Genomic DNA, 26013 nt, shown 5'->3' on the forward strand with positions numbered 1-26013 from the left:
AGGTGAACGACCCTCAGGTGAACAACGAAGACAAGCTGCGCTACTTCCTCCGGCGCGTCACGGCGGACCTGCACGAGGCCCGCGAGCGACTGCAGGAGCTCGACGCGGCACGGCAGGAGCCGATCGCCATCGTGGCCATGAGCTGCCGGTACCCCGGCGGCGTCAGGTCCCCCGAGGACCTGTGGCGCCTGCTCGAGAACGGCGGGGACGCCATCACGGAGTTCCCCGCCGACCGCGGCTGGGACCTGGAGGCGCTCTACGACCCCGACCCGGAGACCCGCGGCACCAGCCACGTCCGCGAAGGCGGATTCCTCGACGACATAAGCCTGTTCGACGCCGGGCTCTTCGAGATATCACCGCGCGAGGCCCTGACCATGGACCCGCAGCAGCGGCTTCTGCTGGAGAGCTGCTGGGAGGCGTTCGAGCGGGCGGGCATGGACCCCACCTCCCTCAGGGGCAGCCGCACCGGCGTGTTCGCCGGCGTCATGTACCACGACCACTCGTCCGTGCTGCAGCAGGCCGTCGAGGACGTCGAGGGCTACATCGGTACGGGCAGCGCGGCCAGCGTCGTCTCCGGCCGGGTGGCGTACACGTTCGGGCTGGAGGGCCCGGCCGTGACGGTGGATACGGCGTGCTCGTCGTCTTTGGTGGCGCTGCACCTGGCGGTGCAGGCGCTGCGGCAGGGCGAGTGCGACCTTGCCTTGGCCGGCGGCGTCACGGCCATGTCCAACCCCACGGCGTTCGTGGACTTCAGCCGCCAGCGCGGCCTGGCGGCCGACGGCCGCTGCAAGCCCTTCGCCGCCGCGGCCGATGGCACGGGCTGGGCCGAGGGCGTGGGCGTACTGCTCGTGGAACGACTGTCGGACGCCCGGCGTCATGGGCACCAGGTGCTGGCCGTGGTCCGGGGCAGCGCCATCAACCAGGACGGCGCGTCGAACGGCCTGACGGCCCCGAACGGTCCGTCGCAGCAGCGCGTCATCCGGCAGGCGCTGGAGTCGGCCGGGCTGACGGCCACCGACGTGGACGTGGTCGAGGCGCACGGTACGGGCACGACGCTGGGCGATCCGATCGAGGCGCAGGCGCTGCTGGCCACGTACGGTCGTGGGCGCACCGCCGACCGTCCGCTGTGGCTGGGCTCGCTGAAGTCGAACGTGGGTCACACGCAGGCGGCGGCCGGCGTTGGCGGGATCATCAAGATGGTGCAGGCGATGCGGCACGGTGTGCTGCCGAAGACGCTGCACGTGGACGAGCCGTCGCCGCATGTGGACTGGTCGGCGGGCGAGGTGCGGCTGCTGACCGAGCCGGTCGAGTGGCCGGCGGACGCCGACGGCCGTCCGCGCCGGGCCGGCATCTCCTCCTTCGGCTTCAGCGGCACCAACGCCCACACGATCATCGAAGAGGCCCCCGAGCCCGAACCGGCCGACGAGGAACCCGCCGCGGCCGGGCACCTGCCGACGCCCGTCGTACTGTCGGCCACCGACGCGACCGCGCTGCGCGACCAGGCCGCCCGCCTGCTCACCCACGTCACCGACCACCCCCAGCACTCCGTGGCCGACCTCGGCCTCTCATCGGCCACGTCACGCGCGGCGCTCGACCACCGCGCCGCGGTCGTGGCCGCGGACCGGGCGGAACTCCTGCGCGGCCTCGAGGCACTGACCCGGGGCGACGGGGAGACGGCCGGGGTGATCGAGGGCCCGGTGGCTCCTCGGCAGACGGTGGCGATGCTCTTCTCGGGACAGGGCAGCCAGCGCGCGGGAATGGGCCGTGAGCTCTACGCCTCCTTCCCCGCCTTCGCCAAGGCCTTCGACGCGGTGTCCGCCGAATTCGGCGTCCACCTCGAGTGGTCGTTGCGGGACGTCATCCTGGGCGAGGACGCCGACGATCTGCTGGACCGTACGGAGTTCGCGCAGCCGGCGTTGTTCGCGGTCGAGGTGGCGTTGTTCCGGCTGGTGGAGTCGTGGGGTGTGCGGCCGGACTTCCTGGCCGGGCACTCGGTCGGTGAGCTGGCTGCGGCGCATGTGGCGGGTGTGCTGTCCCTGGCGGACGCGGCGGCGCTCGTGGCGGCTCGGGGTCGGTTGATGCAGGCCCTGCCGACGGGCGGTGTGATGGTGGCGGTGCAGGCGTCGGAGGACGAGGTGCTGCCGCTGCTCGCCGGCTTCGAGGACCGGGTGGGTGTCGCGGCGGTCAACGGGCCGACCTCTGTGGTTCTTTCGGGCGCGGAGGACGCTGTCGCGGGGGTTGTGGCGCAGCTTGCGGATCGGGGCCGGAAGACGAAGGCGCTGTCGGTCTCGCACGCCTTCCACTCGCCGCTGATGGAGCCGATGCTGGCGGACTTCCGGGCGGTGGTCGAGCGTATGACGTTCGCCGCGCCGTCGGTCCCGATCGTCTCGACGCTGACCGGTCGGTCGGTGTCGGCGGAGGAGCTGCGCGACCCGGAGTACTGGGTACGGCACGTGCGCCAGGCGGTCCGCTTCGCGGACGCCGTCGGAACGCTGGCTGCCGAGGGTGTGACGGCGTTCGTCGAGGTCGGTCCGGGGGGTGTGCTGGCGGCGCTGGTTCAGGACATCGTCGACGATGCGGGTGTGGTGGCCGTTCCGGCGCTGCGCGCGGATCGGTCGGAGGATGTCGCGGTGACCACGGCCGTGGCCCGGCTGCACGTCCACGGCGTCGCCCTCGACTGGCCCGCCGTCTTCGCCGACCGGGGCGCCCGCCGTGTCGACCTGCCCACCTACGCCTTCCAGCGGCACCGCTACTGGCTCGAGACGCGGCCCGCCACTGGTGACCTCGGCCACGCCGGCCTCGGCACGGCGGACCACCCGCTGCTCGGCGCGGTCGTCACCCTCGCCGACGACGACGGCCTGCTCCTGACCGGCCGGCTCTCCACGGCCACCCACCCCTGGCTCGCGGACCACACCGTCATGGGCACCACCCTCGTCCCCGGCACCGCCCTCGTCGAGCTGGCGATCAGGGCAGGCGACCAGGTGGGCTGCCACCACCTCGAAGAACTCACCCTGTCCACGCCGCTCGTCCTGCCCGACCACGGCGGCGTCCGGCTCCAGGTCGTCGTGGACGGCGACGACGCCGGCCGGCGCGCGGTACGCCTGTACTCGCGACCCGACGAGGCCGCGGCGGACGACCCCTGGACGTGCCACGCCACGGGTATGGTCACCGCGAGCCGGACCACGCCGTTCGAGCCGGCGGCGCAGTGGCCGCCGCAGGGAGCCGTCCCCGTCGACACCGACGGGCTGTACGAGCGGATGGCGGGCCTGGGCCTGGAATACGGGCCTGTGTTCAGGGGCGTACGGGCCGCGTGGCGACTCGGCGACGAGGTCTGCGCCGAGATCGCACTGCCCGAAGGCGTCGCCGCCGCGGGCTTCGGCGTCCACCCCGCCCTGCTGGACGCCGCGCTGCACGCCGTCGGCCTCGGGGACTTCGTCGAGGACACCGGCCAGGCCCGTATCCCGTTCGCCTGGAGCGGCGTCGAACTGCACGCCACCGGCGCGAACGCCCTGCGGGTGCGCCTGGCACCGGCCGGTACGGACTCCGTATCGCTGCTCGTCACGGACGGCGCCGGCGGACGGGTCCTCACCGTCGAGTCGCTGGCGCTGCGCCCGGTGAGCGCCGAGCAGCTGGCGGACGTACGGGGCGGTCGGCAGGAGTCGTTGTACCGGGTGGAGTGGGTGCGGCGTGCGGTGTCGGGTGGGGTGGGTGTTGCGGCTTCGTCTGATGCTGATGTGGTGGTTGGGCCTGGCGCTGATGTGTATGCGGTGTTGGGTTTGGTGCAGGAGTGGTTGGCGGGTGAGCAGTCGGAGGGTGCGCGTCTTGTTGTGGTGACGCGTGGTGCCGTGGCCATGGATGGTGACGTGGATCCGTGGCGGGCGGCTGTGTGGGGTTTGGTGCGGTCGGCGCAGTCGGAGAATCCGGGCCGGTTCGTGCTGGTGGATGTCGATGACGAGGAGGCTTCACTTTCCGCTGCGCTGAGCGTGGGGGAGCCTCAGGTGATTGTGCGTGGTGGTGAGGTGTTCGTGCCTCGTCTCGTGCGTGCCGATGTTCCTGCGCCGGCTGATGTGCCTGTTTTTGACGTTGACGGCACGGTGTTGGTGACGGGTGCTTCGGGTGTGCTGGGTCGGTTGGTGGCCCGGCACCTGGTCACCACCCACCGCATCCGGCACCTGCTTCTCCTCAGCCGCCGGGGCCTTGCTGCCGACGGCATGGCCGAGCTCGTCGACGAGCTGTCGGGCCACGGGGCACAGGTCACGGTCACGGCCTGTGATGTCGCTGACCGGGAGGTGCTGGCGGGTGTGCTGGCCGGGATTCCGGCTGAGCGTCCGTTGACGGGTGTGGTGCATGCGGCGGGTGTGACCGATGACGGGATCATTCCGGCGTTGGATGCCGAGCGGTTGGACCGGGTCTTCGCCCCGAAGGCTGTTGCTGCCCTCAACCTGCACGAGCTGACACGGGAGATGGACCTGTCGGCGTTCGTGCTCTTCTCCTCCGCTGCCGGTGTCTTCGGCAGTGCGGGTCAGGGCAATTACGCGGCTGCCAATGCTTTCCTTGACGCTCTGGCCGAGCAGCGACGCGCGGCGGGTCTGGCGGCGGTGTCGTTGGCGTGGGGTCTGTGGGCCGAGACCAGCGCGCTGAGCAGCGCTCTCGGCACGGCCGACCAGCACCGCATCACCCGCTCCGGCATGCGGGCCCTGGACTCCGCGACCGGCCTGGCCCTCCTCGACAGTGCCCTCCACGCCTCCGGCGACGCCGTTCTCGTCCCCGTGCAGTGGGACATGCGGGCCCTGCGCGACCAAGGGCGCTCCGGCGACCTCCCGCCCCTGCTGTCGGGCCTGGTCCCCGCCCCCGTACGCCGCGCCGAAGCGGCGGCGACGGCGGGCGGCGGCGCGGTCGCGGAGCTGGTGCGGCAGCTGGACGGGCTCCCGGAGGACCGCCGCCACGAGATGCTCGTAGGCCTGGTCCGTACGCACGCGGCCGCCGTCCTCGGACACGGACGCCCCGAATCCGTCAAGGCCGCGCAGCCCTTCCGCGAGCTGGGCTTCGACTCCCTGACCGCCGTCGAGCTGCGCAACCGCCTCGGCTCCGCCACCGGCGTACGCCTGCCGGCCGGCCTGGTCTTCGACTACCCCACCCCCGACGCCCTCGCCCGCCACCTGCGCGACGAACTCACCGGCTCGCGGCGCGACAGCGACGCCCGGGCCCCGCGTGCCGCCGTGGCACGCGTCAGCGACGAGCCCATCGCCATCGTCGCGATGAGCTGCCGCTACCCGGGCGGCGTACGGACGCCCGAGGAACTGTGGCAGCTGCTCACCTCCGGAACCGACGCCATCTCCGACTTCCCCGCCGACCGCGGCTGGGATCTCGATCTGCTTGCTCAAGGGGCGGACGGGACCGGCGGTGCTGCCGGTGCTTCCGGCAAGGCGGGCACCAGCCACACCCACAAGGGCGGCTTCCTCTACGACGCCGGTGACTTCGACGCGGCCTTCTTCGGCATCTCGCCGCGCGAGGCCCTGGCGATGGACCCGCAGCAGCGGCTGCTCCTCGAGACCTCGTGGGAGGCCTTCGAACGTGCCGGAATCGACCCCGCGACGCTGCGCGGCTCGCGGACCGGCGTCTTCGCCGGGGTGATGTACCACGAGTACGCCTCCGCCCTGCAGGTCGTTCCCGAGGGTGTCGAAGGCTTTCTCGGTACGGGCAACTCCGGCAGCGTCATCTCGGGCCGGCTGTCCTACACCTTCGGGCTCGAGGGGCCTGCGGTGACGGTGGACACGGCGTGCTCGTCGTCGCTGGTCGCGCTCCACCTGGCGGCGCAGGCGCTGCGGCAGGGGGAGTGCGAGCTGGCGTTGGCCGGTGGCGTGACCGTGATGGCGGGGCCGGGCGCCTTCGTGGAGTTCAGCCGCCAGCGCGGGCTGGCGGCCGACGGCCGCTGCAAGGCGTTCTCCGCCGCGGCCGACGGCACAGGCTGGTCCGAGGGTGCGGGAATGCTGCTGGTGGAGCGGCTGTCGGATGCACGGCGCAACGGGCATCCGGTGCTGGCGGTCGTACGCGGCAGCGCGGTCAACCAGGACGGCGCGAGCAATGGCCTCACCGCTCCCAACGGGCCGTCCCAAGAGCGGGTCATCCAGCAGGCCCTCGCGAACGCCGGGCTGACCCCCGCCGACGTCGACGCCGTCGAGGCGCACGGCACCGGCACGACGCTGGGCGACCCGATCGAGGCCTCGGCGCTGCTGGCCACCTACGGGCGGCAGCGGCCGGAGGACCGGCCGTTGTGGCTGGGCTCGCTGAAGTCCAACCTGGGGCACACGCAGGCGGCGGCCGGCGTCGGCGGCATCATCAAGATGGTCGAGGCGATACGGCACGGCGTCCTGCCCCGGACGCTGCACGCCGACGAGCCCTCGCCGCACATCGACTGGTCGACGGGCACCGTACGCCTGCTCACGGAACCCGTCGAGTGGGGGGAGAACGGGCACCCGCGGCGAGCGGGCGTCTCCTCCTTCGGCTTCAGCGGCACCAACGCGCACGTCATCATCGAGCAGGCACCGGAAGAGCCGGAGAACACCGAACACCCCCGAACCGCCGCCCCTTCGGGCGCGGCCGCCTGGCTGCTGTCCGCGAAGAGCCCCGAAGCCCTGCGCGACCAGGCCGCACGCCTCCTCGCCCACGTACGGTCCCACGAGGAACTCGCCGTCGAGGACGTGGCGTACTCGCTGGCCACCGCCCGTGCCGCCCTGGATCACCGGTCGGCGGTCGTGGCGACCGACCGCGCCGAGCTGCTGGCAGGCCTGAGCGCTCTGGCGAACGGCGAACCGTCCACGGCGACCGTCGTGCACGACGGACCCGCAGAGGGCGGGAAGACCGCGTTCCTGTTCTCGGGGCAGGGGAGTCAGCGGGTGGGGATGGGGCGGGAGTTGTACGCCGCGTTCCCGGTGTTCGCCGAGGCGTTCGACGCGGTTTGTGGCGAGCTCGATACGCATCTCGACCGTCCGTTGCGGGATGTGGTGTTCGGTGAGGACGCGGGCGAGCTGCTGAATCGGACTGGGTTTACTCAGCCGGCGTTGTTCGCGGTCGAGGTGGCGTTGTTCCGGCTGGTGGAGTCGTGGGGTGTGCGGCCGGACTTCCTGGCTGGGCATTCGATCGGTGAGCTGGCTGCGGCGCATGTGGCGGGTGTGTTGTCCCTTGCCGATGCGGCGGCGTTGGTTGCGGCTCGGGGTCGGCTGATGCAGGCGTTGCCGGTGGGTGGGTTGATGCTGGCGGTGGAGGCGTCGGAGGACGAGGTGCTGCCGCTGCTCGTCGGACACGAGGACCGGGTGGGGATCGCCGCGGTCAATGGCCCGTCGTCCATCGTCCTCTCGGGCGCCGAGGATGATGTGATCGAGGTGGGTGGGCTGCTGGCCGGTCTGGGTCGGCGGACGAAGCGACTGTCTGTTTCGCATGCGTTCCATTCGCCATTGATGGATCCGATGCTGGCGGCGTTCCGTAAGGTCGCGGAGAGCGTCACGTACTCCGCTCCCACCGTCCCTGTCGTTTCTGCTCTGACCGGTCGGCTGGTCACGCCGGATGAGCTGCGCGATTCGGAGTACTGGGTGCGGCATGTGCGGCACACGGTCCGTTTCGCCGACGCCGTTCGCGCGTTGGCTGACGAAGGTGCGTCGGTCTTCGTGGAGATCGGCCCGGGTGGTGTGCTCACCGCGATGGCACAGCAGACCGCAGAGACAGCCTCCGCTGTCGCTGCTCTGCGTGCCGACCGCCCCGAGGATCTGGCCGTCACGACGGCTCTGGCCCGGCTTCACGTCCTCGGCATGCCCGTCGACTGGAACTCAGTCTTCGCCGGCACGGGTGCTCGCCTTGTCGACCTGCCGACTTACCCCTTCCAGCGGCAGCGCTACTGGCTGGAGAACGCACGCCCCGTCACCGGCGACATGGCGTCGGCGGGCCTTGCGGCGGCCGGTCACGCGCTTCTCGGCGCTGCGGTCAGCCTGGCCGACGGCGAGGGCGTGGTGCTCACCGGGCGCCTGTCGCCGACCACTCATCCCTGGCTCGCGGAGCATGTGGTCCTGGGCAACGTTCTGCTGCCCGGCACAGCCCTGGTGGACCTCGCGCTGCACGCCGGCGGACAGGTCGGTTGCGACCACCTGGACGAGCTGACGCTGCGGGCACCGCTCGTACTCCCGGAGGACGCCGGGGTCCAGCTCCAGGTGCTCGTCGCCGGCGCCGACGCCGAGGGACGTCGTACGGTGACGGTGTACTCCCGCCGGGAGGGCGTGGCCGCTGACGAGCCGTGGACCGCGCACGCCGTGGGCACGGTCTCCGCCACTCCGTCCATGCCGTCCATGTCGTCGTCCGCCTCCGGCGAATCGTTCGATCTCGCGCAGTGGCCGCCGGCCGGCGCGACTCCGTTGCCGGGCGGGGCCGTCGAGGAGCTGTACGAGCGCATGTCCGGGCTCGGCCTGGACTACGGGCCCGTCTTCCGGGGCGTACGGGCGGCCTGGCGCCAGGGCGACGTGCTCTTCGCGGAGCTGGCCCTGCCCGAGGCCGCCACCGGCACCCCTTCCGTCACCGGAGCCCCTTCCCTCACCGGTCCCGCTGACGTCTCCGGTTTCGGCGTCCACCCGGCACTGCTCGACGCGGCGCTGCACGTCGTGGCGCTCGGCGGGCTGCTGCCGGACACGGGCCAGGCGCGGGTGCCGTTCTCGTGGAGCGGCGTTCAGGTGTACGCCACCGGGGCCACCGCCGTGCGCGTCAGGCTGGCGGCGGCCGGGGAGGACGCGGTGTCGCTGCACGTCGCGGACGTCACCGGGCGGCCCGTGGCGTCGGTCGGCTCGCTCGTCCTGCGCCCGGTCTCGGCCGAGCAGCTCGCCGCCGCGCGCGGCGACCGGCAGGAGTCGCTCTACCGCGTCGCCTGGACCCCCGTGCCGACTCTTCCGGTCGTCCCCTCCGAATCTGTCGTGGCCCAATGGGCGTACCTCGGTGCCGGCGACAGCACGTCGGCCGACGGCGACTTCGCCGACACCGCGCTCGTCGAGGCTCTGCGTGCCCGGGGCCTCGAGCCGCGGCCGCTGCCCGCTCCGGGCGCGCGGCCCGCGGCCCGCGCGCTGGCGCTGGTCCAGGAACGGCTGGCGGAGGCGGAGTCCGCTGCCGCCCCCGGGGGCGAGGACGCCCGCCTCGTGGTGGTGACCCGCAACGCCGTCGCGACCGGCCCCGCCGACGCGGCGACGGTGGATCCCGAGATGGCCGCCGTGTGGGGTCTGGTCCGCTCGGCGCAGTCCGAGCACCCGGACCGCTTCGTCCTGGTCGACCTGGGTGAGGACGCCGACCTGGCCACCGGCCTGCCGGTGGCGCTGGCCGCCGGCGAGCCGCAGGCGGCGCTCCGTGGCGACCGGATGTTCGTCCCCCGGCTCGCCCGGGCGGCCGCAGACGAGTCTCCCGCGTCCTTGTCCCTCGACCCGGAGGGCACCGTTCTGGTGACCGGCGCGACCGGCGCCCTGGGCCGGCTCGTCGCGCGGCACCTGGTGTCCGTCCACGGTGCCCGGCACCTGCTGCTGACCAGCAGGCGGGGTCCGGACGCCGAGGGAGCGGGCGCCTTCGAGGCCGAACTCGCGGCGCTGGGGGCGCGGGTGACGACGGTGGCGTGCGACGCCGCCGACCGGGACGCGCTCGCCGCCCTGCTGGAGGCCGTACCGGCCGAGCACCCGCTGACGGGTGTGGTGCACGCGGCCGGCGTCCTGGACGACGGGCTCGTCGACGCGCTGACTCCCGAGCGGCTGGACCGGGTCTTCCGGCCCAAGGCGGATGCCGCCCGTCATCTGGACGAGCTCACCCGTCACGCACAGCTCTCCCTCTTCGTCCTCTTCTCCTCCCTCGCCGGTACCTTCGGCAACGCCGGTCAGGCCAACTACGCGGCCGCCAACGCCTACCTGGACGCCCTGGCGCAGCGGCGCGGGGCCGCCGGCCTGGCGGGCAGCTCGCTCGCCTGGGGGCCCTGGGCGACCGATGCCGGAGGGATGCTGGGCGAGGCCGACACCGAGGCGCTCGCGCGCATGGCGCGCGGCGGCGTCGCCCCGCTGCCCGCCGACGAGGGGCTCGCACTCTTCGACGCGGCGGCCGCGGCGGACGGCGGCGTGTACGTACCGGTCCGGCTGAACCTCGCCGCGCTGCGCGCCCGGGCGGCGACGACGCCCCTGCCCGCTCTCCTGCTCGGTCTGGTGCCGGTCCCCGCCCGCAAGGCGGCCGCCGGGGCCCCGGACACCGCCTCCTCGCTCGAGCGGCAGCTGGCGGGCGCGTCCGGGGAGAAGCGCCGCAGGATCCTGCTGGCGACGGTCCGGGGCGAGGTCGCCGCCGTACTGGGGCACGCCTCGTCCGAGGCGGTCGGTGCCGGGCAGGCGTTCCGCGACCTCGGCTTCGACTCGCTGACGGCGGTCGAGCTGCGCAACCGCCTCGGTGCCGCCACCGGACTGCGCCTCCCCGCGGGCCTGTTGTTCGACTACCCGACGCCCACCGCCCTCGCCGAGCACCTCGACGCCGAACTGCCGGCCGGCGACGGGCAAGCCGCCGCCCCCTCCCTCCTCGCCGAGATCGACCGGCTCGAAGCCGCGCTCACCAACTCGCAGCGCGACAAGGGTGACAAGGGCGAGAAGGGTGGCAAGGGCAGCGAGAAGGTCGACAAGGGGCTGCGCGCCACCGTCGCCCTGCGCCTCGAGGTGCTGCTCGCGAAGTGGAACGACGCGAGCCGCGACCACGGCGACCCGGGCAGCCACACCGGCTCCGGCGCCGGCTCCGGTTCCGCCGGGACGGCGACCGGCGCGGAAGCGGACGCGGCCTCGGTCGAGTCCGCCACCGACGAGGAGCTCTTCGAGCTCCTCGACAACGAGCTCGGCACCACCGACTGACCACCGATCGACAGCACGAATTCCCTTGGCATTGAGGAACAGAATTCAGATGACGACTGACGCGAACAAGCTCCGGGACTACCTCAAGCGCGCCACTGTCGATCTGCGCCATGCGCGTCAGCGCCTGCGCGAGGTGGAGAGCAAGAACCACGAGCCCATCGCCATCGTGGGCATGAGCTGCCGCTTCCCCGGCGGCGTCACCTCTCCCGAGGAGCTGTGGAGCCTCGTCGCGGAGGGCCGCGACGCGATCTCCGCCTTCCCCGCCGACCGCGGCTGGGACCTCGAGGCGCTCTACGACCCCGACCCCGAGACCCCGGGGACGACGTACGCGCGCGGGGGCGGCTTCCTCCACGACGCGGGCGACTTCGACGCGGCGTTCTTCGGCATCGGCCCCCGCGAGGCCCTGGCCATGGACCCCCAGCAGCGCCTCCTGCTCGAGGCCTCGTGGGAGGCCGTCGAGCGTGCCGAGATCGACCCGGCCTCGCTGCGCGGCAGCCGCACCGGCGTGTTCGCGGGCGTCATGTACCACGACTACGTCTCCCGTCTCCCCGGCATACCCGAGGGCATCGAGGGATACGTCAGCACCGGGAACTCCGGAAGCGTCGTCTCGGGCCGCATCGCCTACACCCTGGGCCTGGAGGGCCCGGCGGTGACGATCGACACCGCCTGCTCCTCCTCCCTCGTCGCGCTGCACCTGGCCGTGCAGGCGCTGCGGCAGGACGAGTGCGAACTGGCGCTGGCCGGCGGCGTGACCGTGATGGCCGGGCCGACGACGTTCGTGGAGTTCAGCCGCCAGCGCGGACTGTCCCCCGACGGCCGCTGCCGGGCCTTCTCCTCCTCGGCGGACGGCACCGGCTGGTCCGAGGGCGTCGGCGTCCTGCTCGTCGAGCGGCTCTCCGACGCGCGGCGCAACGGCCACCCCGTCCTCGCCGTCGTACGCGGCAGCGCGGTCAACCAGGACGGCGCGAGCAACGGCCTGACCGCCCCCAACGGCCCCTCCCAGCAGCGCGTCATCCACCAGGCCCTGGCCAACGCCAGGCTGTCGCCGTCCGACATCGACGCGGTCGAGGCGCACGGCACCGGCACCGCGCTCGGCGACCCCATCGAGGCCGACGCCCTGCTGGCCGCCTACGGGCAGGAGCGCCCCGCCGACCGGCCGCTCCGGCTGGGCTCGGTCAAGTCGAACATCGGTCACACCCAGGCCGCCGCCGGCGTCGCAGGCGTCATCAAGATGGTCCAGGCCCTGCGCAACGGCGTGCTGCCCCGCACCCTCCACGTCGACGAGCCGACGCCGCACGTCGACTGGTCGGCGGGGGCGGTGTCCCTGCTGACGCGGGAGACCGCCTGGCCCGACACCGGCCGGCCGCGGCGCGCCGGCGTGTCCGCCTTCGGCGTCAGCGGCACCAACGCCCACGTGCTCATCGAACAGGCGGAGGAGACCGCGCGGGCGGAAGAGCCGGAGGAGCCGGATGCCTCCGAGGCCCCAGAGGCGGCCCCCGCCGAGGAGACCGCCGCAACGCCCCTGCCCCTCATCCCCTGGGCCCTGTCCGGCAAGGGCGAGGCCGCCCTCACCGCGCAGGCGGCGCGCCTGAGTTCGTACCTCGCCGCCCACCCCGGCCTCGACGCCGCCGACGTCGCCCGCTCGCTCGCCACCACCCGCACCGCCTTCGCCCACCGCGCCGTCCTCCTGGCCGCCGACCGGGCCGGGCTCGAGGCCTCGCTGGCCGCGCTCGCCGCGGGCGAGCCCGACCCCGCCACCGTCGTGCGCGGCACCGCCGAACACGCCCGCCAGGTCGCCTTCGTCTTCCCCGGCCAGGGCTCCCAGTGGCCCGGCATGGCGCTCGGACTCCTCGACGCCTCGCCCGTGTTCCGCGAGCGCATGCGGCAGTGCGCCGACGCACTGGCACCGCACGTCGACTGGTCGCTCGAGGACGTCCTGCGCGCGGCCCCCGGCGCGCCCGGGCTCGACCGGGTCGACGTCGTCCAGCCCGTGCTGTTCGCCGTGATGGTCTCCCTGGCCGAGCTGTGGCGCTCCCACGGAGTGCGGCCGGCCGCCGTGGCCGGGCACAGCCAGGGCGAGATCGCCGCCGCGTGCGTGGTCGGCGCGCTGTCCCTGGAGGACGCGGCGAAGGTCGTGGCGCTGCGCAGCCAGGCCCTGACCGCGCTCTCCGGCCGCGGCGGCATGATGTCCGTCGGCCTGCCGCTGGACCGGCTCTCCCCGCGCATGGAGCCGTGGGGCGACCGGCTGTCCGTGGCGGCCGTCAACAGCCCCACCTCCATCGTCCTGTCCGGCGACCCCGACGCCCTCGCCGAACTGCGCGACGCGCTCGCCGCCGACGACATCAGGGCCCGCATCATCGCCGTCGACTACGCCTCCCACTCGGCCCAGGTCGAGTCGGTCCGCGAGCGCGTCCTCGACGCCCTCGCCGACGTCGCGCCGCGCTCGTCCGACGTGCCGTTCTACTCCACCGTCACCGGACAGCCGCTGGACACCGCGGGACTCGACGCCGAGTACTGGTACCGCAGCCTGCGGCAGACCGTGCACTTCGAGCAGGCCACCCGGGCCCTGGTCGCCGACGGGCACAGCGCGCTCCTCGAGGTCAGCGCCCACCCCGTGCTCACCCTGGGCATGCAGGAGACCCTCGACGACATGGGCGCCACGGCCGTCGCCCTGGGCACGCTGCGCCGCGACGAAGGAGGCCCCGGCCGCTTCCTGCGCTCGGCCGCCGAGGCCCACACCCACGGCGTCGACCTCGACTGGCACGCGGTCCTCGGCGGTACGGGCGCCCGTACCGTCCCCCTGCCCACCTACGCCTTCCAGCACCAGCGCTACTGGCTCGACGCCCCCCACTCCGCCGGCGACGCCACCGGCCTCGGCCTGGGGCCGGCCGACCACCCGCTGCTGGGCGCCGTCGTCACCCTCGCCGGCTCCGACGGCCTGCTGCTCACCGGACGGCTGTCCACCCACACCCACCCCTGGCTCGCCGACCACGTCGTCATGGGCAGCGTCCTGCTCCCCGGCACGGCCTTCGTCGAGCTCGCCCTCCGCGCCGGCGACCACGCCGGCTGCGACCGCCTGGAGGAACTCACCCTCCAGGCGCCCCTGCTGCTGCCCGAACACGGCGCCGGAGTGGTCGTCCAGGTCTCGGTCGGCCAGGCCGACGACTCCGGCCGCAGGTCCTTCGGCATCTACTCGCGGCCCGACGACGCGGCCGCCGACGACGACGGCTGGACCTGCCACGGCACCGGCGCGCTGGCCGGCGGCGGCACCGGGCAGGCGGAAACGGCCGAGGACCTCACCGCCTGGCCTCCGGCCGGCGCGGACACCACGGCCGTCGACCTCGACGGCTTCTACGACCTGCTCGCCGAGCGGTCGTTCGGCTACGGGCCCGCCTTCCAGGGACTGCGCGCCGCCTGGCGGCACGGCGACGAGGTGTACGCCGAGGTCGCCCTGCCGGCCGCCGCCCCGGACGCGCGGGCGGACGCCGCCCGCTTCGGCCTCCACCCCGCCCTGCTCGACGCGGCGCTGCACGCCGTCGGGTTCGGCCCGCTGGGCGACACCGACGGCGGACGGCTCGCCTTCTCCTGGGAGGACGTGCGCCTGCACGCCACCGGCGCCTCGGAACTGCGCGTACGCATCAGCCCGGCCGGCCCCGGCGCGGTGTCCGTGACCGTAGCCGACGCGACGGGCCGGGCCGTGGCCTCCGTGGGCACGCTCAGCTTCCGCACCGTGGGGGAGGAACAGCTCCGCTCCTCGCGCACGGACCACCACGACGCGCTGTACCGGGTGGACTGGACGCCCATGGCGGTGACGACGCCCCTGGCCGTGACGTCCGGGGCCCCGGACACCCGGTGGGCGGTTCTCGGCGACGACGTCCCGGAGGCGCTGCGCGCCCTGCGGCCCGGCCTCCTGCCCGCCCTTCCCGTGCCGGCGGACGAACCCGTACCGGACGTGGTGGTCGCCGCCGTGCCGAGCGCCGACGGCAGCGACCCCGAGGCCGTACGGGCACTCGCCCGCGAGACCCTCGGCCTCGTCCGCTCCTGGCTCGCCGACGAACGCTGCGCGGCCTCCCGGCTGGTGCTGCTCACCCGGGGCGCGGTCGCCGCGGACGACGGCGACGCCCTGGCCGGCCTCGCCCACGCCCCGGTGTGGGGCCTGGTCCGCTCGGCACAGTCCGAGCACGCCGGCCGGCTGGTCCTGGCGGACCTCGACGACCACGCGGACTCCCACGCCCTGCTGCCCGCCGCGCTGGCCACCGGAGAGCCCCAGTTCGCGCTGCGGGCCGGACGGATGTCCGTACCGAGGCTCGCCCGCGTACCCGCCACCGCATCTGCCGTCGCAGCCGCCGACGCGCGCGGCACCGAGCACGCCGGGGCACCCGCCCCGCAGGCCCCGGCCGCCCGCGCGCTCGACCCGGACGGCACCGTCCTGATCACCGGCGGCACCGGCGCCCTCGGCAGGCTCGTCGCCGAACACTTCGTCACCGCCCACGGCATCCGCCACATCGTCCTCACCAGCCGCCGCGGCGCCGGCACCGAAGGCGCCGACGCACTGCGCGAGCACCTGACGACCGCACTCGGCGCCGAAACCGTCACCATCGCCGCCTGCGACGCCGCCGACCGCGACGCCCTGGCGGAACTCCTCGCGGGCATACCCGCGGAACACCCGCTCACCGCCGTCGTCCACGCCGCCGCCGTCGTCACGGGCGGCCTCGTCGCCTCCCTCGCACCCGACGAACTCGACCAGGTACTGCGCCCCAAGGTCGACGCGGCGCTGAACCTCCACGAACTGACGCGGGACATGGACCACCTCGCCGCGTTCGTCCTCTTCTCCTCCTTCGCCGGCACGCTCGGCGGCGCCGGCCAGGCCGCGTACGCGGCGGGCAACGCCTTCCTCGACGCCCTCGCCGAGAACAGAAGGGCGAACGGGCTGCCGGCCTCCTCGCTCGCCTGGGGCGTGTGGGCGGAGCGCGGCGAGCAGACGCGCCTCGGGACGAGCGACCTGCGGCGGATGACCCGCGCCGGACTCGTACCGCTCACCGCCGACGAGGGACTGCGCCTCCTCGACCTCGCCCACACCCTCGACGACGCGGTGCTCGCGCCCGTACGCCTCGACCCGGCCGCCATGCGCCGTCACGCGGCCGGCGGCACGGTGCCCGCCCTGCTGCGCGGACTCGTCAGGACCCCACTCCGGCGCGCCGCCGAAGCCGCGCCGGCGGCCGACGAGACCCCGGCGGAGGCCCGGCGGCTGGCCGGACTGCCTCCGGCGGAACGCCGCGAGGCCCTCCTCAAGCTCGTCCGCACCCAGGTCGCGGCCGTGCTCGGCCACGCCGAACCGGCGTCCGTCGACCCCGGACGCGCCTTCCGCGAACTGGGCTTCGACTCCCTGGCCGCCATGGAGCTCCGCAACCGGCTCGGCACGGCGGTGGGCACCCGGCTGCCCGCGACCGTCGTCTTCGACCACCCCACCCCCGCCGCCCTGGCCGCCCACCTGTCGGACCAGGTCACGGGCGGCGCCGGGCGGGTCACCCTCGTCACCGAGGCCCCGCCCGCCACGGCCGGCAGGGCCACCGGGCACGACGAGCCCATCGCCATCGTCGGCATGAGCTGCCGCTTCCCCGGAGACGTCCGCAGCCCGGAGGACCTCTGGACCCTCGTGGCGGGCGGCGGCGACGCCATCACCGGCTTCCCCGCCGACCGCGGCTGGGACCTCGACGGCCTCTACGACCCCGACCCCGACGCACCCGGCGCCGTCTACACCCGCGAAGGCGGGTTCCTGCACGACGCCGGCGACTTCGACCCGGACTTCTTCGGCATCTCCCCGCGCGAGGCCCTGGCGATGGACCCGCAACAGCGGCTGCTGCTGGAGGTCACCTGGGAGGCGTTCGAACGGGCGGGCATCGACCCCGCCACGCTGCGCGGCTCCCGCACCGGCGTGTTCGCCGGCACCAACGGCCAGGACTACGCCGTCGGCCTCGCCGTCGGCGCCGCCGAGGGCATGGAGGGACACCTGCTCACCGCCAACTCGGCATCGGTCGTCTCGGGCCGGCTGTCCTACACCTTCGGGCTCGAGGGCCCGGCGGTGACCGTGGACACGGCGTGCTCGTCGTCGCTGGTCGCGCTCCACCTGGCGGTGCAGGCGCTGCGCCAGGGCGAGTGCGAGATGGCCCTGGCGGGCGGCGTGACCGTCATGTCGACGCCGGGCGCCCTCATCGGCTTCAGCCGTCAGCGCGGCCTGTCGCAGGACGGCCGTTGCCGCGCCTTCTCGGCCGCCGCCGACGGCACCGGCCTCGCGGAGGGAGTCGGCATGCTGCTGGTGGAGCGGCTGTCCGACGCCCGGCGCAAGGGACACCAGGTGCTGGCGGTCGTCCGGGGCAGCGCGGTCAACCAGGACGGCGCGTCGAACGGCCTAACAGCGCCCAACGGTCCGGCACAGCAGCGGGTGATCGGGCAGGCGCTCGCCTCGGCGGGGCTGACGGCCGCCGACGTGGACGCGGTCGAGGCGCACGGCACGGGCACGACGCTGGGCGACCCCATCGAGGCCCAGGCGCTGCTCGAGGCCTACGGGCACGGGCGGCCGGAAGACCGCCCGCTGTGGCTGGGAACGGTCAAGTCCAACCTCGGGCACACGCAGGCGGCCGCCGGCGTGGCGGGCATCATCAAGATGGTGCAGGCCATGCGGCACGGCGTCCTGCCCAAGACCCTGCACGCGGACGAGCCGTCGCCGCACGTGGACTGGTCGACGGGCGGCGTACGCCTGCTGACCGAGCCGGTCGAGTGGGCGGTGGACACCGAGGGGCGTCCGCGGCGGGCGGGCGTGTCGTCGTTCGGCGTGAGCGGTACGAACGCGCACGTCATCGTCGAGCAGGCGCCGGAGGGGGTGCGTGCCGACGGCGGGCGTGAGAGCGCTGTGGGCGTCGCCGTGCCGTGGCTGGTGTCGGGGAAGGACGCCGACGCGTTGCGGGGGCAGGCGGAGCGGCTGCTGTCGTTCGTGCAGGCCGATGCCGGTCTCGATGTGCGGGATGTGGCGTTCTCGCTGGCTACGACGCGGGGTGCGTTGCCGTACCGCGGGTTCGTGGTCGGCGCGGACCGTGCGGAGCTGGTGCGCGGGCTGGAGGAACTGGCCCGCGGCGAGGCCGGTGGCCACCACGCGGCGTTCGGCAAGACCGGTCTGTTGTTCTCGGGCCAGGGAAGTCAGCGGGTCGGGATGGGGCGGGAGTTGCACGCCTCCTTCTCTGCCTTCGCCGAGGCGTTTGATGCGGTGTGTGGCGAGCTGGATGTGCATCTCGACCGTCCGCTGCGGGATGTGGTGTTCGGCGAGGACGCCGACCTGCTGAATCAGACCGGGTTCGCGCAGCCGGCGTTGTTCGCGGTCGAGGTGGCGCTGTACCGGCTGGTGGAGTCGTGGGGCGTACGGCCGGATTTCCTGGCCGGGCACTCGGTCGGTGAGCTGGCTGCGGCGCATGTGGCGGGTGTGTTGTCGCTGGCTGATGCGGCGGCGCTCGTGGCGGCTCGGGGTCGGTTGATGCAGGCGCTGCCGGCCGGTGGTGTGATGGTGGCGGTGCAGGCGTCGGAGGACGAGGTCCTTCCGCTGCTCGCCGGCTACGAGGACCAAGTCGGTATCGCTGCGGTCAACGGGCCGACGTCCGTGGTTCTTTCGGGCGCGGAGGACGCTGTCACGGAGATCGCCGCCGGGCTCGCGGCCCAAGGCCGTAAGACGAAGGCGCTGTCGGTCTCGCACGCCTTCCACTCGCCGCTGATGGACCCCATGCTCGCCGACTTCCGGGCCATCGCCGAGAGCATGACCTTCGCCGCCCCCACCGTCCCGATCGTCTCCACCCTCACCGGTGGGATCGTGTCGGCCGACGGGCTGTGCGACCCGGAGTACTGGGTGCGGCACGTGCGTCAGGCGGTCCGTTTCGCGGACGCCGTCGGGACGCTGGCTGCCGAGGGTGTGACGGCGTTTGTCGAGGTCGGTCCGGGGGGTGTTCTGGCGGCTCTGGTCCAGGACATTGTTGATGAGCTGGGTGTGGTGGCCGTTCCGGCGCTGCGCGCCGACCGTCCGGAGGATGTCGCGGTCACCACGGCCGTGGCCCGGCTGCACGCCCACGGCACGGCGATCGACTGGCCCGCCGTCTTCGCCGGCCGGGGCGCCCGGCGCGTCGACCTTCCCACGTACGCCTTCCGGCACCAGCCCTACTGGCTGCTTCCGTCCACCGGCGGGTCCGCCCCTGCCATGGATGCGCAGGACCCCTCGGAGCGGAGCTTCTGGGAGTCCGTGGAGCGGCAGGACCTGGCCGCCCTCACCGAGGAACTCGCCGTCGACGAGGAAGCGCCGCTCAGCTCTCTGCTGCCGGCGCTGTCGGACTGGCGTCGCCGGCAGCGGAAGCAGTCCGTTGTCGACAGCATGCGCTACCGGGTCTCCTGGAAGCCGCTGACCACCGTCCGGGAGGCGGCCGGGCCGCAGGGAACCTGGCTGCTCGTCACCACCGCGGACGAGGACGGGGCCCCGATTGCCGCCGCGGTCGAGCGCGTTCTGACCGCGCACGGCGCCGACGTCATGCGGCTGACCGTGAGCGCCGACGACACCGACCGCTCCGAGCTGGCCGAGCGCATCCGGTGGGCGGCACCGGACCACGTCCTTTCGCTGCTCGGTCCGGCCGAGGACCCGCACCCGCTGTACGCGTCCCTGCCCATGGGCCTCGCCCTCACCACCGTGCTCGTCCAGGCGCTGGGCGACGCCGGGGTGGACGCGCCGCTGTGGTGCGCCACGACCGGGGCGGTGTCCGTCGGCCGTTCGGACGCCCGGCAGAGCCCGTACCAGGGCATGGTCTGGGGCCTGGGCAGGGCGGCCGCGCTGGAACACACGCAGCGCTGGGGCGGCCTGATCGACCTGCCGGAGGTACTGGACGAGCGCTCGGCACGCCGTCTCGCGGCCGTGCTGGGCGGAGGGGCGGACGATGAGGACCAGATCGCCGTCCGGCCGTCCGGGGTGTTCGTACGCCGACTGACCCGGGCGCCCTTCGGCGCCGTGCCCGCCGAGCGGGCGTGGCGGCCGCGCGGCACCGTGCTGATCACCGGCGGTACGGGCGCCCTCGGCGCCCACGTGGCCCGTCACCTCGCCCGCGGCGGGGCCGGCCACCTCGTGCTCACCGGCCGCCGCGGGCCCGAGGCCCCCGGCGCGCGGGAACTCGCCGCTGAGCTGCGGGAGCTGGGCGCCCGCGTGACGCTCGTCGCCTGCGACGCGGCCGACCGGGAGGCCGTGGCCGGTCTGCTCCGGACGCTGGAGGAGGACGACGAGCCGCTGACGGCGGTGGTGCACGCAGCCGGCATGCCGCAGTTCTCCCCCCTCACCGACACGACCCTCGCCGGCTTCGCCGACGTGGTGTCGGCGAAGGTGGCGGGCGCGGCACACCTCGACGAACTGCTGGGCGACCGGCCGCTGGACGCCTTCGTGCTCTTCTCGTCCGTCGCCGGCGTCTGGGGCAGCGGCAACCAGGCCGCCTACTCCGCCGCCAACGCCTTCCTCGACGGCCTGGCCGAGGGTCGGCGCGCCCGGGGGCTGGCGGGCACGGCCGTGGCCTGGGGGCCGTGGGCCGACGGCGGAATGGCCGGGGACGAGGAGGCGCGGTCGCATCTGCGCCGGCGCGGGCTGCCCGCGATGTCCCCGGAGACGGCGACGGCCGCCCTCCAGCGGGCGCTGGACCTCGACGAGACCGCCGTGGTCGTGGCCGACGTGCTGTGGGAGCGGTTCGCCCCCGCCTTCACCGTCGCCCGGCCCAGCCCGCTCTTCGGCGACCTGCCGGAGGTACGGGAGGCCCTGGCCGCCGCCCCCGACGCCGCGACCGGCACCTCCGCCCTCGGTGAGCGGCTGGCCGGGCTGGCGCCGGCCGAGCGGGACCGCGTGCTGCTCGACCTCGTCCGTACCGAAGCCGCCAAGGCGCTCGGCCACGCGGGCCCCGATGCGGTCGCCCCGGAAAGGGCCTTCAAGGACCTGGGCTTCGACTCCCTCACCGGCGTCGAACTGCGCAACCGGCTCAACGCGGCCACCGGGCTGCGGCTGCCGACGACCCTGGTCTTCGACCACCCCAGCGCGGCCCACCTCGCCGCCTTCCTGTCCGCCGAGGTGCCGGGCCGGGCCGCGGCGACGGGCGACGCCCCGGCCGTGGCGGCGGCCGGCTCCTCGGCGGCCCGTGCCGCCGACGGCGAGCCCATCGCCATCGTGGCCATGAGCTGCCGCTTCCCCGGCGGCGTACGGTCGCCGGAGGAGCTGTGGCAGCTGCTCGCCGACGGCGTCGACGCCGTCTCCGAGTTCCCGGCCGACCGCGGCTGGGACCTGGAGACGCTGTACGACCCGGACCCCGAGCGGCCGGGCACCACGTACGTCGACGAAGGCGGCTTCCTGCACGACGCGGGCCACTTCGACCCCAGGTTCTTCGGCATCTCGCCGCGCGAGGCGCTGGCCATGGACCCGCAGCAGCGGCTGCTGCTCGAAACCGCCTGGGAGGCCCTGGAGCGCGCCCGGCTCGCCCCGGCCGCCGTCAAGGGATCCCGGACGGGCGTGTTCATCGGCTCGGGCTACCAGGGCTACGGCGCCGGGCTCGGCGAACTGCCCGAGGGCGTCGAGGGACACCTGCTCACCGGCAGCTCCGGAAGCGTCATGTCCGGCCGCATCGCCTACACCTTCGGGCTCGAGGGGCCGGCGGTGACCGTGGACACGGCGTGCTCGTCGTCGCTCGTGGCGCTGCACCTGGCTACGCAAGCCTTGCGGCAGGGCGAATGCGAGATGGCCCTCGTCGGCGGTGCGACCGTGATGGCCAGCCCCAATGCCTTCGTCGAGTTCAGCCGCCAGCGCGGGCTCGCCGCCGACGGCCGCTGCAAGCCGTTCGCGGCGGCCGCCGACGGTACGGGCTGGGGCGAGGGCGTGGGCATGCTGCTGGTGGAGCGGCTGTCGGACGCGCGGCGCAACGGTCACCCGGTGCTGGCGGTCGTACGCGGCAGCGCGGTCAACCAGGACGGCGCGAGCAACGGCCTGACCGCCCCCAACGGCCCCGCCCAGCAACGCGTCATCCGCCAGGCCCTCGCCAACGCCGGACTGACCGCCGCCGACATCGACACCGTCGAAGCGCACGGCACCGGCACCGCGTTGGGCGACCCGATCGAAGCCCAGGCCCTGCTGGCCACATACGGGCAGGAACGCCCGGAGGAACAGCCGCTGTGGCTGGGATCGATGAAGTCGAACATCGGCCACACACAGGCGGCCTCCGGCGTGGCGAGCGTGATCAAGACCGTGCTGGCCCTGCACCACGGCGTCCTGCCCAGGACCCTGCACGTGGACGAGCCGACGCCCCACGTCGACTGGTCGGCCGGCGCCGTGCGCCTGCTGTCCGAGTCGGTCGAGTGGGCCGCTACGGACGAGCGGCCGCGCCGCGCGGCCGTGTCGTCCTTCGGCGTCAGCGGCACCAACGCCCACACCATCATCGAAGAGGCGCCGGCCGAGGAGCCGGCGCCGACCGAGGCGGACTCGGGCGACGTCGAGCACTGCACCGCGTGGACCGTGTCCGGGAAGGACGAGGCGGCCCTGCGCGAGCAGGCGCGCAACCTCCTCTCCCACGCGGCCGACCGGCGCCCGCAGGACGTCGCCCTCTCCCTCGCCGCCAGCCGCACGGCCATGGAGCACCGGGCCGTGGTCGTCGGACAGGACCGCGCCGCCCTCCTCTCCGGCCTGGCCGCCCTGGCACGCGGCGAGTCGGCACCCCACCTCGTACGAGGCGTCGCGGGGGCGTCGACGGGCCGGACGGCGTTTCTGTTCTCGGGGCAGGGGAGTCAGCGGGTGGGGATGGGGCAGCAGTTGTACGCCGCTTTCCCTGTCTTTGCTGATGCCTTCGACGAGGTATGCGCTCACATGGACACGCATCTCGACCGTCCGCTGCGGGATGTGGTGTTCGGTGAGGACGCGGGCGAGCTGCTGAATCGGACTGGGTTTACTCAGCCGGCGTTGTTCGCGGTCGAGGTGGCGTTGTTCCGGCTGGTGGAGTCGTGGGGTGTGCGGCCGGACTTCCTGGCTGGGCATTCGATCGGTGAGCTGGCTGCGGCGCATGTGGCGGGTGTGTTGTCGCTGGCTGATGCGGCGGCGTTGGTTGCGGCTCGGGGTCGTTTGATGCAGGCGTTGCCGGTGGGTGGGTTGATGCTGGCGGTGGAGGCGTCGGAGGACGAGGTGCTGCCGCTGCTGGAGGGTCGTGAGCACGCGCTCGGAATTGCCGCGGTCAACGGTCCGACCTCTGTGGTCCTCTCAGGCGTTGAAGAGGATGTCATTGAGGTGGGTGGGCTGCTGGCCGGTCGAGGCCGGCGGACGAAGCGGTTGTCGGTGTCGCACGCTTTCCATTCGCCATTGATGGATCCGATGCTGGCGGCGTTCCGCAAGGTCGCGGAGAGCGTCACGTACTCCGCTCCCACCGTCCCCGTCGTTTCTGCCCTGACCGGTCAGCCGGTCACGCCGGGCGAGCTGTGTGATCCGGAGTACTGGGTGCGGCATGTGCGGCACACGGTCCGTTTCGCCGATGCCGTTCGCGCGCTCGCCGACGAGGGTGTGACGACGTACCTCGAGATCGGTCCGGGCGGTGTGCTCACCGCGATGGCGCAGCAGACCGCAGAGACGGCCTCCGCTGTCGCTGCTCTGCGTGCCGACCGCCCCGAGGACCTGGCCGTCACCACCGCCCTGGCCCGGCTTCACGTGCTCGGCGTCCCCGTCGACTGGAAGACGGTCTTCGCCGGCACCGGTGCTCGTCTTGTCGACCTGCCGACCTATCCCTTCCAGCGGCAGCGCTACTGGCTGGAGAACGCACGCCCCGCCAAGGCCGTCGAGGCCGGTCGGCCGGGTGCGCCCGGCGATGCCGCCGAGGCGGAGTTCTGGGAGACCGTCGAGAACGGGCGGCACGGGGCGCTGGCCGAGCGCCTCGGCGTCGACGCGGGGGCGTCCGCCGACTCGGTGTTCGCCGCGCTGTCGGCGTGGCGGCGCGAGAGCCGGACGCGGTCCGCGCTCGACGGCTGGCGCTATCAGCCCGTCTGGAAGCCGCTGACCGATCTCGCCTCCGCCACCGCGCTCTCCGGCACATGGCTGGTCGTGGCACCCGACGCCGCGACGGAGGAGGCGCGCGAGGTCGTCCGTGTCCTCGGCGACCGGGGTGCCGACGCCCTCGCGCCCGTCGTCGTCGGGGACTTCGGCGGCGACTTCGGCGGCGACCGCGCGGCTGTGGCGGAACTGCTGCGCGAGGCGGTGCCGGGCGGTAAGGCCGTGAGCGGTGTGGTGTCCCTCCTGGCGCTGGCCGAGGGGACGCATCCGGACCATGACGGACTGCCCGCGAGCCTGGCCGTGACCATGGCGCTCGTGCAGGCCCTGGGCGACCTCGAGGTGGCCGCCCCGCTGTGGTGCGTCACGCGCGGTGCCGTCTCGACCGGCCGCTCGAACCCCGTCGAGGATCCGCTGCAGGGCCTCGTCTGGGGCATGGGCAGGGCGGCGGCGCTGGAAGTGCCCCAGCGCTGGGGCGGGTTGATCGACCTGCCCGGGGTGCTGGACGAGCGCGCCCTGAACCGCCTGGCCGATGTGCTCGCCGGAGCGGGCGCCGAGGACCAGCTCGCGGTGCGGGGCTCGGGAGTGCTCGTACGGCGCCTCGCGCGGGCACCCCGCAGCACGGGGGCCGTCGCGGGCGACGGGTGGCGGCCGCGCGGGACCGTACTGATCACCGGCGGTACGGGCTCGCTGGGCGGCCACGCGGCCCGGTGGCTGGCCCGCAACGGCGCCGAGCGCCTGGTGCTCACCAGCCGGCGCGGCGAGGCCGCCGACGGCGCGGCGGAACTCCGCGCGGAGCTCGAAGGCCTGGGGGCCGAGGTCGCCGTCGTGGCGTGCGACGTGGCCGACAGGGGCGCGCTCGCCGCGCTGCTCGGCTCGCTCGAGGAGACCGGCCCCGGGCTCACCGGGGTCGTCCACGCGGCGGGACTCCCGCAGTTCGCGACCATCATGGACACGGGCCCGGCCGAGCTGTCCGCCGTCGTGTCGGCCAAGGTGGCGGGCGCGGTGCACCTGGACGAGCTGCTGGGGGACCGGCAGTTGGACGCCTTCGTCCTCTTCTCGTCCGTGTCCGGTGTCTGGGGCAGCGGCAGCCAGGCCGCGTACTCGGCGGCCAACGCGTTCCTCGACGCGCTGGCGCAGCGGCGGCGGGCCCGTGGCCTGGCCGCGACCGCCGTGGCCTGGGGCCCGTGGGCCGAGGGCGGCATGGCGGCCGACGGCGGGGCTGAGGAACACCTTCGCCGGCGCGGCCTGCCCTCGCTGCCGCCGGACCTGGCCGTCGGCGCGTTGCAGAACGCGATGGACCGGGATGACACGGCCGTGGTGGTGGCGGACGTGGACTGGTCGCGGTTCGCGCCGTCGTTCACCATCGGCCGGCCGAGCCCGCTGCTCGGCGACCTGCCCGAGGTGCGTACGGCGCTGGCCTCCGGCGCCGGCCGTGACGACGAGGCGACGGGCGACGGCGTACAGGAGCTGACGCGGCGTCTGGCCGGGCTCGCGCGGGATGATCAGCGCGAGGCCCTGCTGGAGATCGTGCGGGCCGAGGCGGCGGCCGTGCTCGGCTACACCGGGGCCGCCGGGGCCGCGGCGGTCGAGCCCGACAGGGCGTTCCGCGAGCTCGGCTTCGATTCGCTCACGGCGGTCGAACTGCGCAACCGGCTCGGCTCGGTAACGGGCCTGAAGCTCCCGACGACCATGGTCTTCGACCACCCGACACCGCTGGCCCTCACCGAGCAGCTGCGTGCCGAGCTGCTCCCGGAGACCGGTGGCGATGGCCCCGACGGCTCCGGCGGCTCCGGCGGCGACCGATACGGCTCCGGCTCCGGCGGGAGCGACGACGAGCGGGTGCGGCAGGCCCTCGCCTCCCTGCCGCTCGCCCGGCTGCGGGAGGCGGGCCTGCTGGACGCCCTGCTGCGGCTGGCGGGCGACGGGGACGGCACCCCTGCCGCCGCCCCCGCCGCCGGTAGGGACGCCGACGAGGCGACGCGGTCCATCGAGTCGATGGACGTCGACAACCTCATCGAACTGGCGCTGGGCGACAGCGAACTCTGAACG

2 protein-coding genes are annotated in these 26013 nt (G+C 74.2%); both read left to right on the forward strand.

Annotation, left to right across the window (positions count from 1 at the left end; translation table 11 throughout):
- Positions 1-2 precede the first annotated feature (2 nt).
- Positions 3-10892, forward strand: a complete 10890-nt coding sequence (locus IE295_RS04405) for a type I polyketide synthase (protein WP_229922937.1) — start codon at positions 3-5, stop codon at positions 10890-10892.
- Positions 10893-10923: 31 nt separating this feature from the next.
- Positions 10924-26010: a type I polyketide synthase gene (locus IE295_RS04410; RefSeq protein WP_444545287.1), complete on the forward strand. Its 15087-nt coding sequence runs from the start codon at positions 10924-10926 to the stop codon at positions 26008-26010.
- Positions 26011-26013 lie beyond the last annotated feature (3 nt).

The organism is Streptomyces griseocarneus (genome assembly GCF_014655595.1).
Classification (GTDB): domain Bacteria; phylum Actinomycetota; class Actinomycetes; order Streptomycetales; family Streptomycetaceae; genus Streptomyces; species Streptomyces griseocarneus.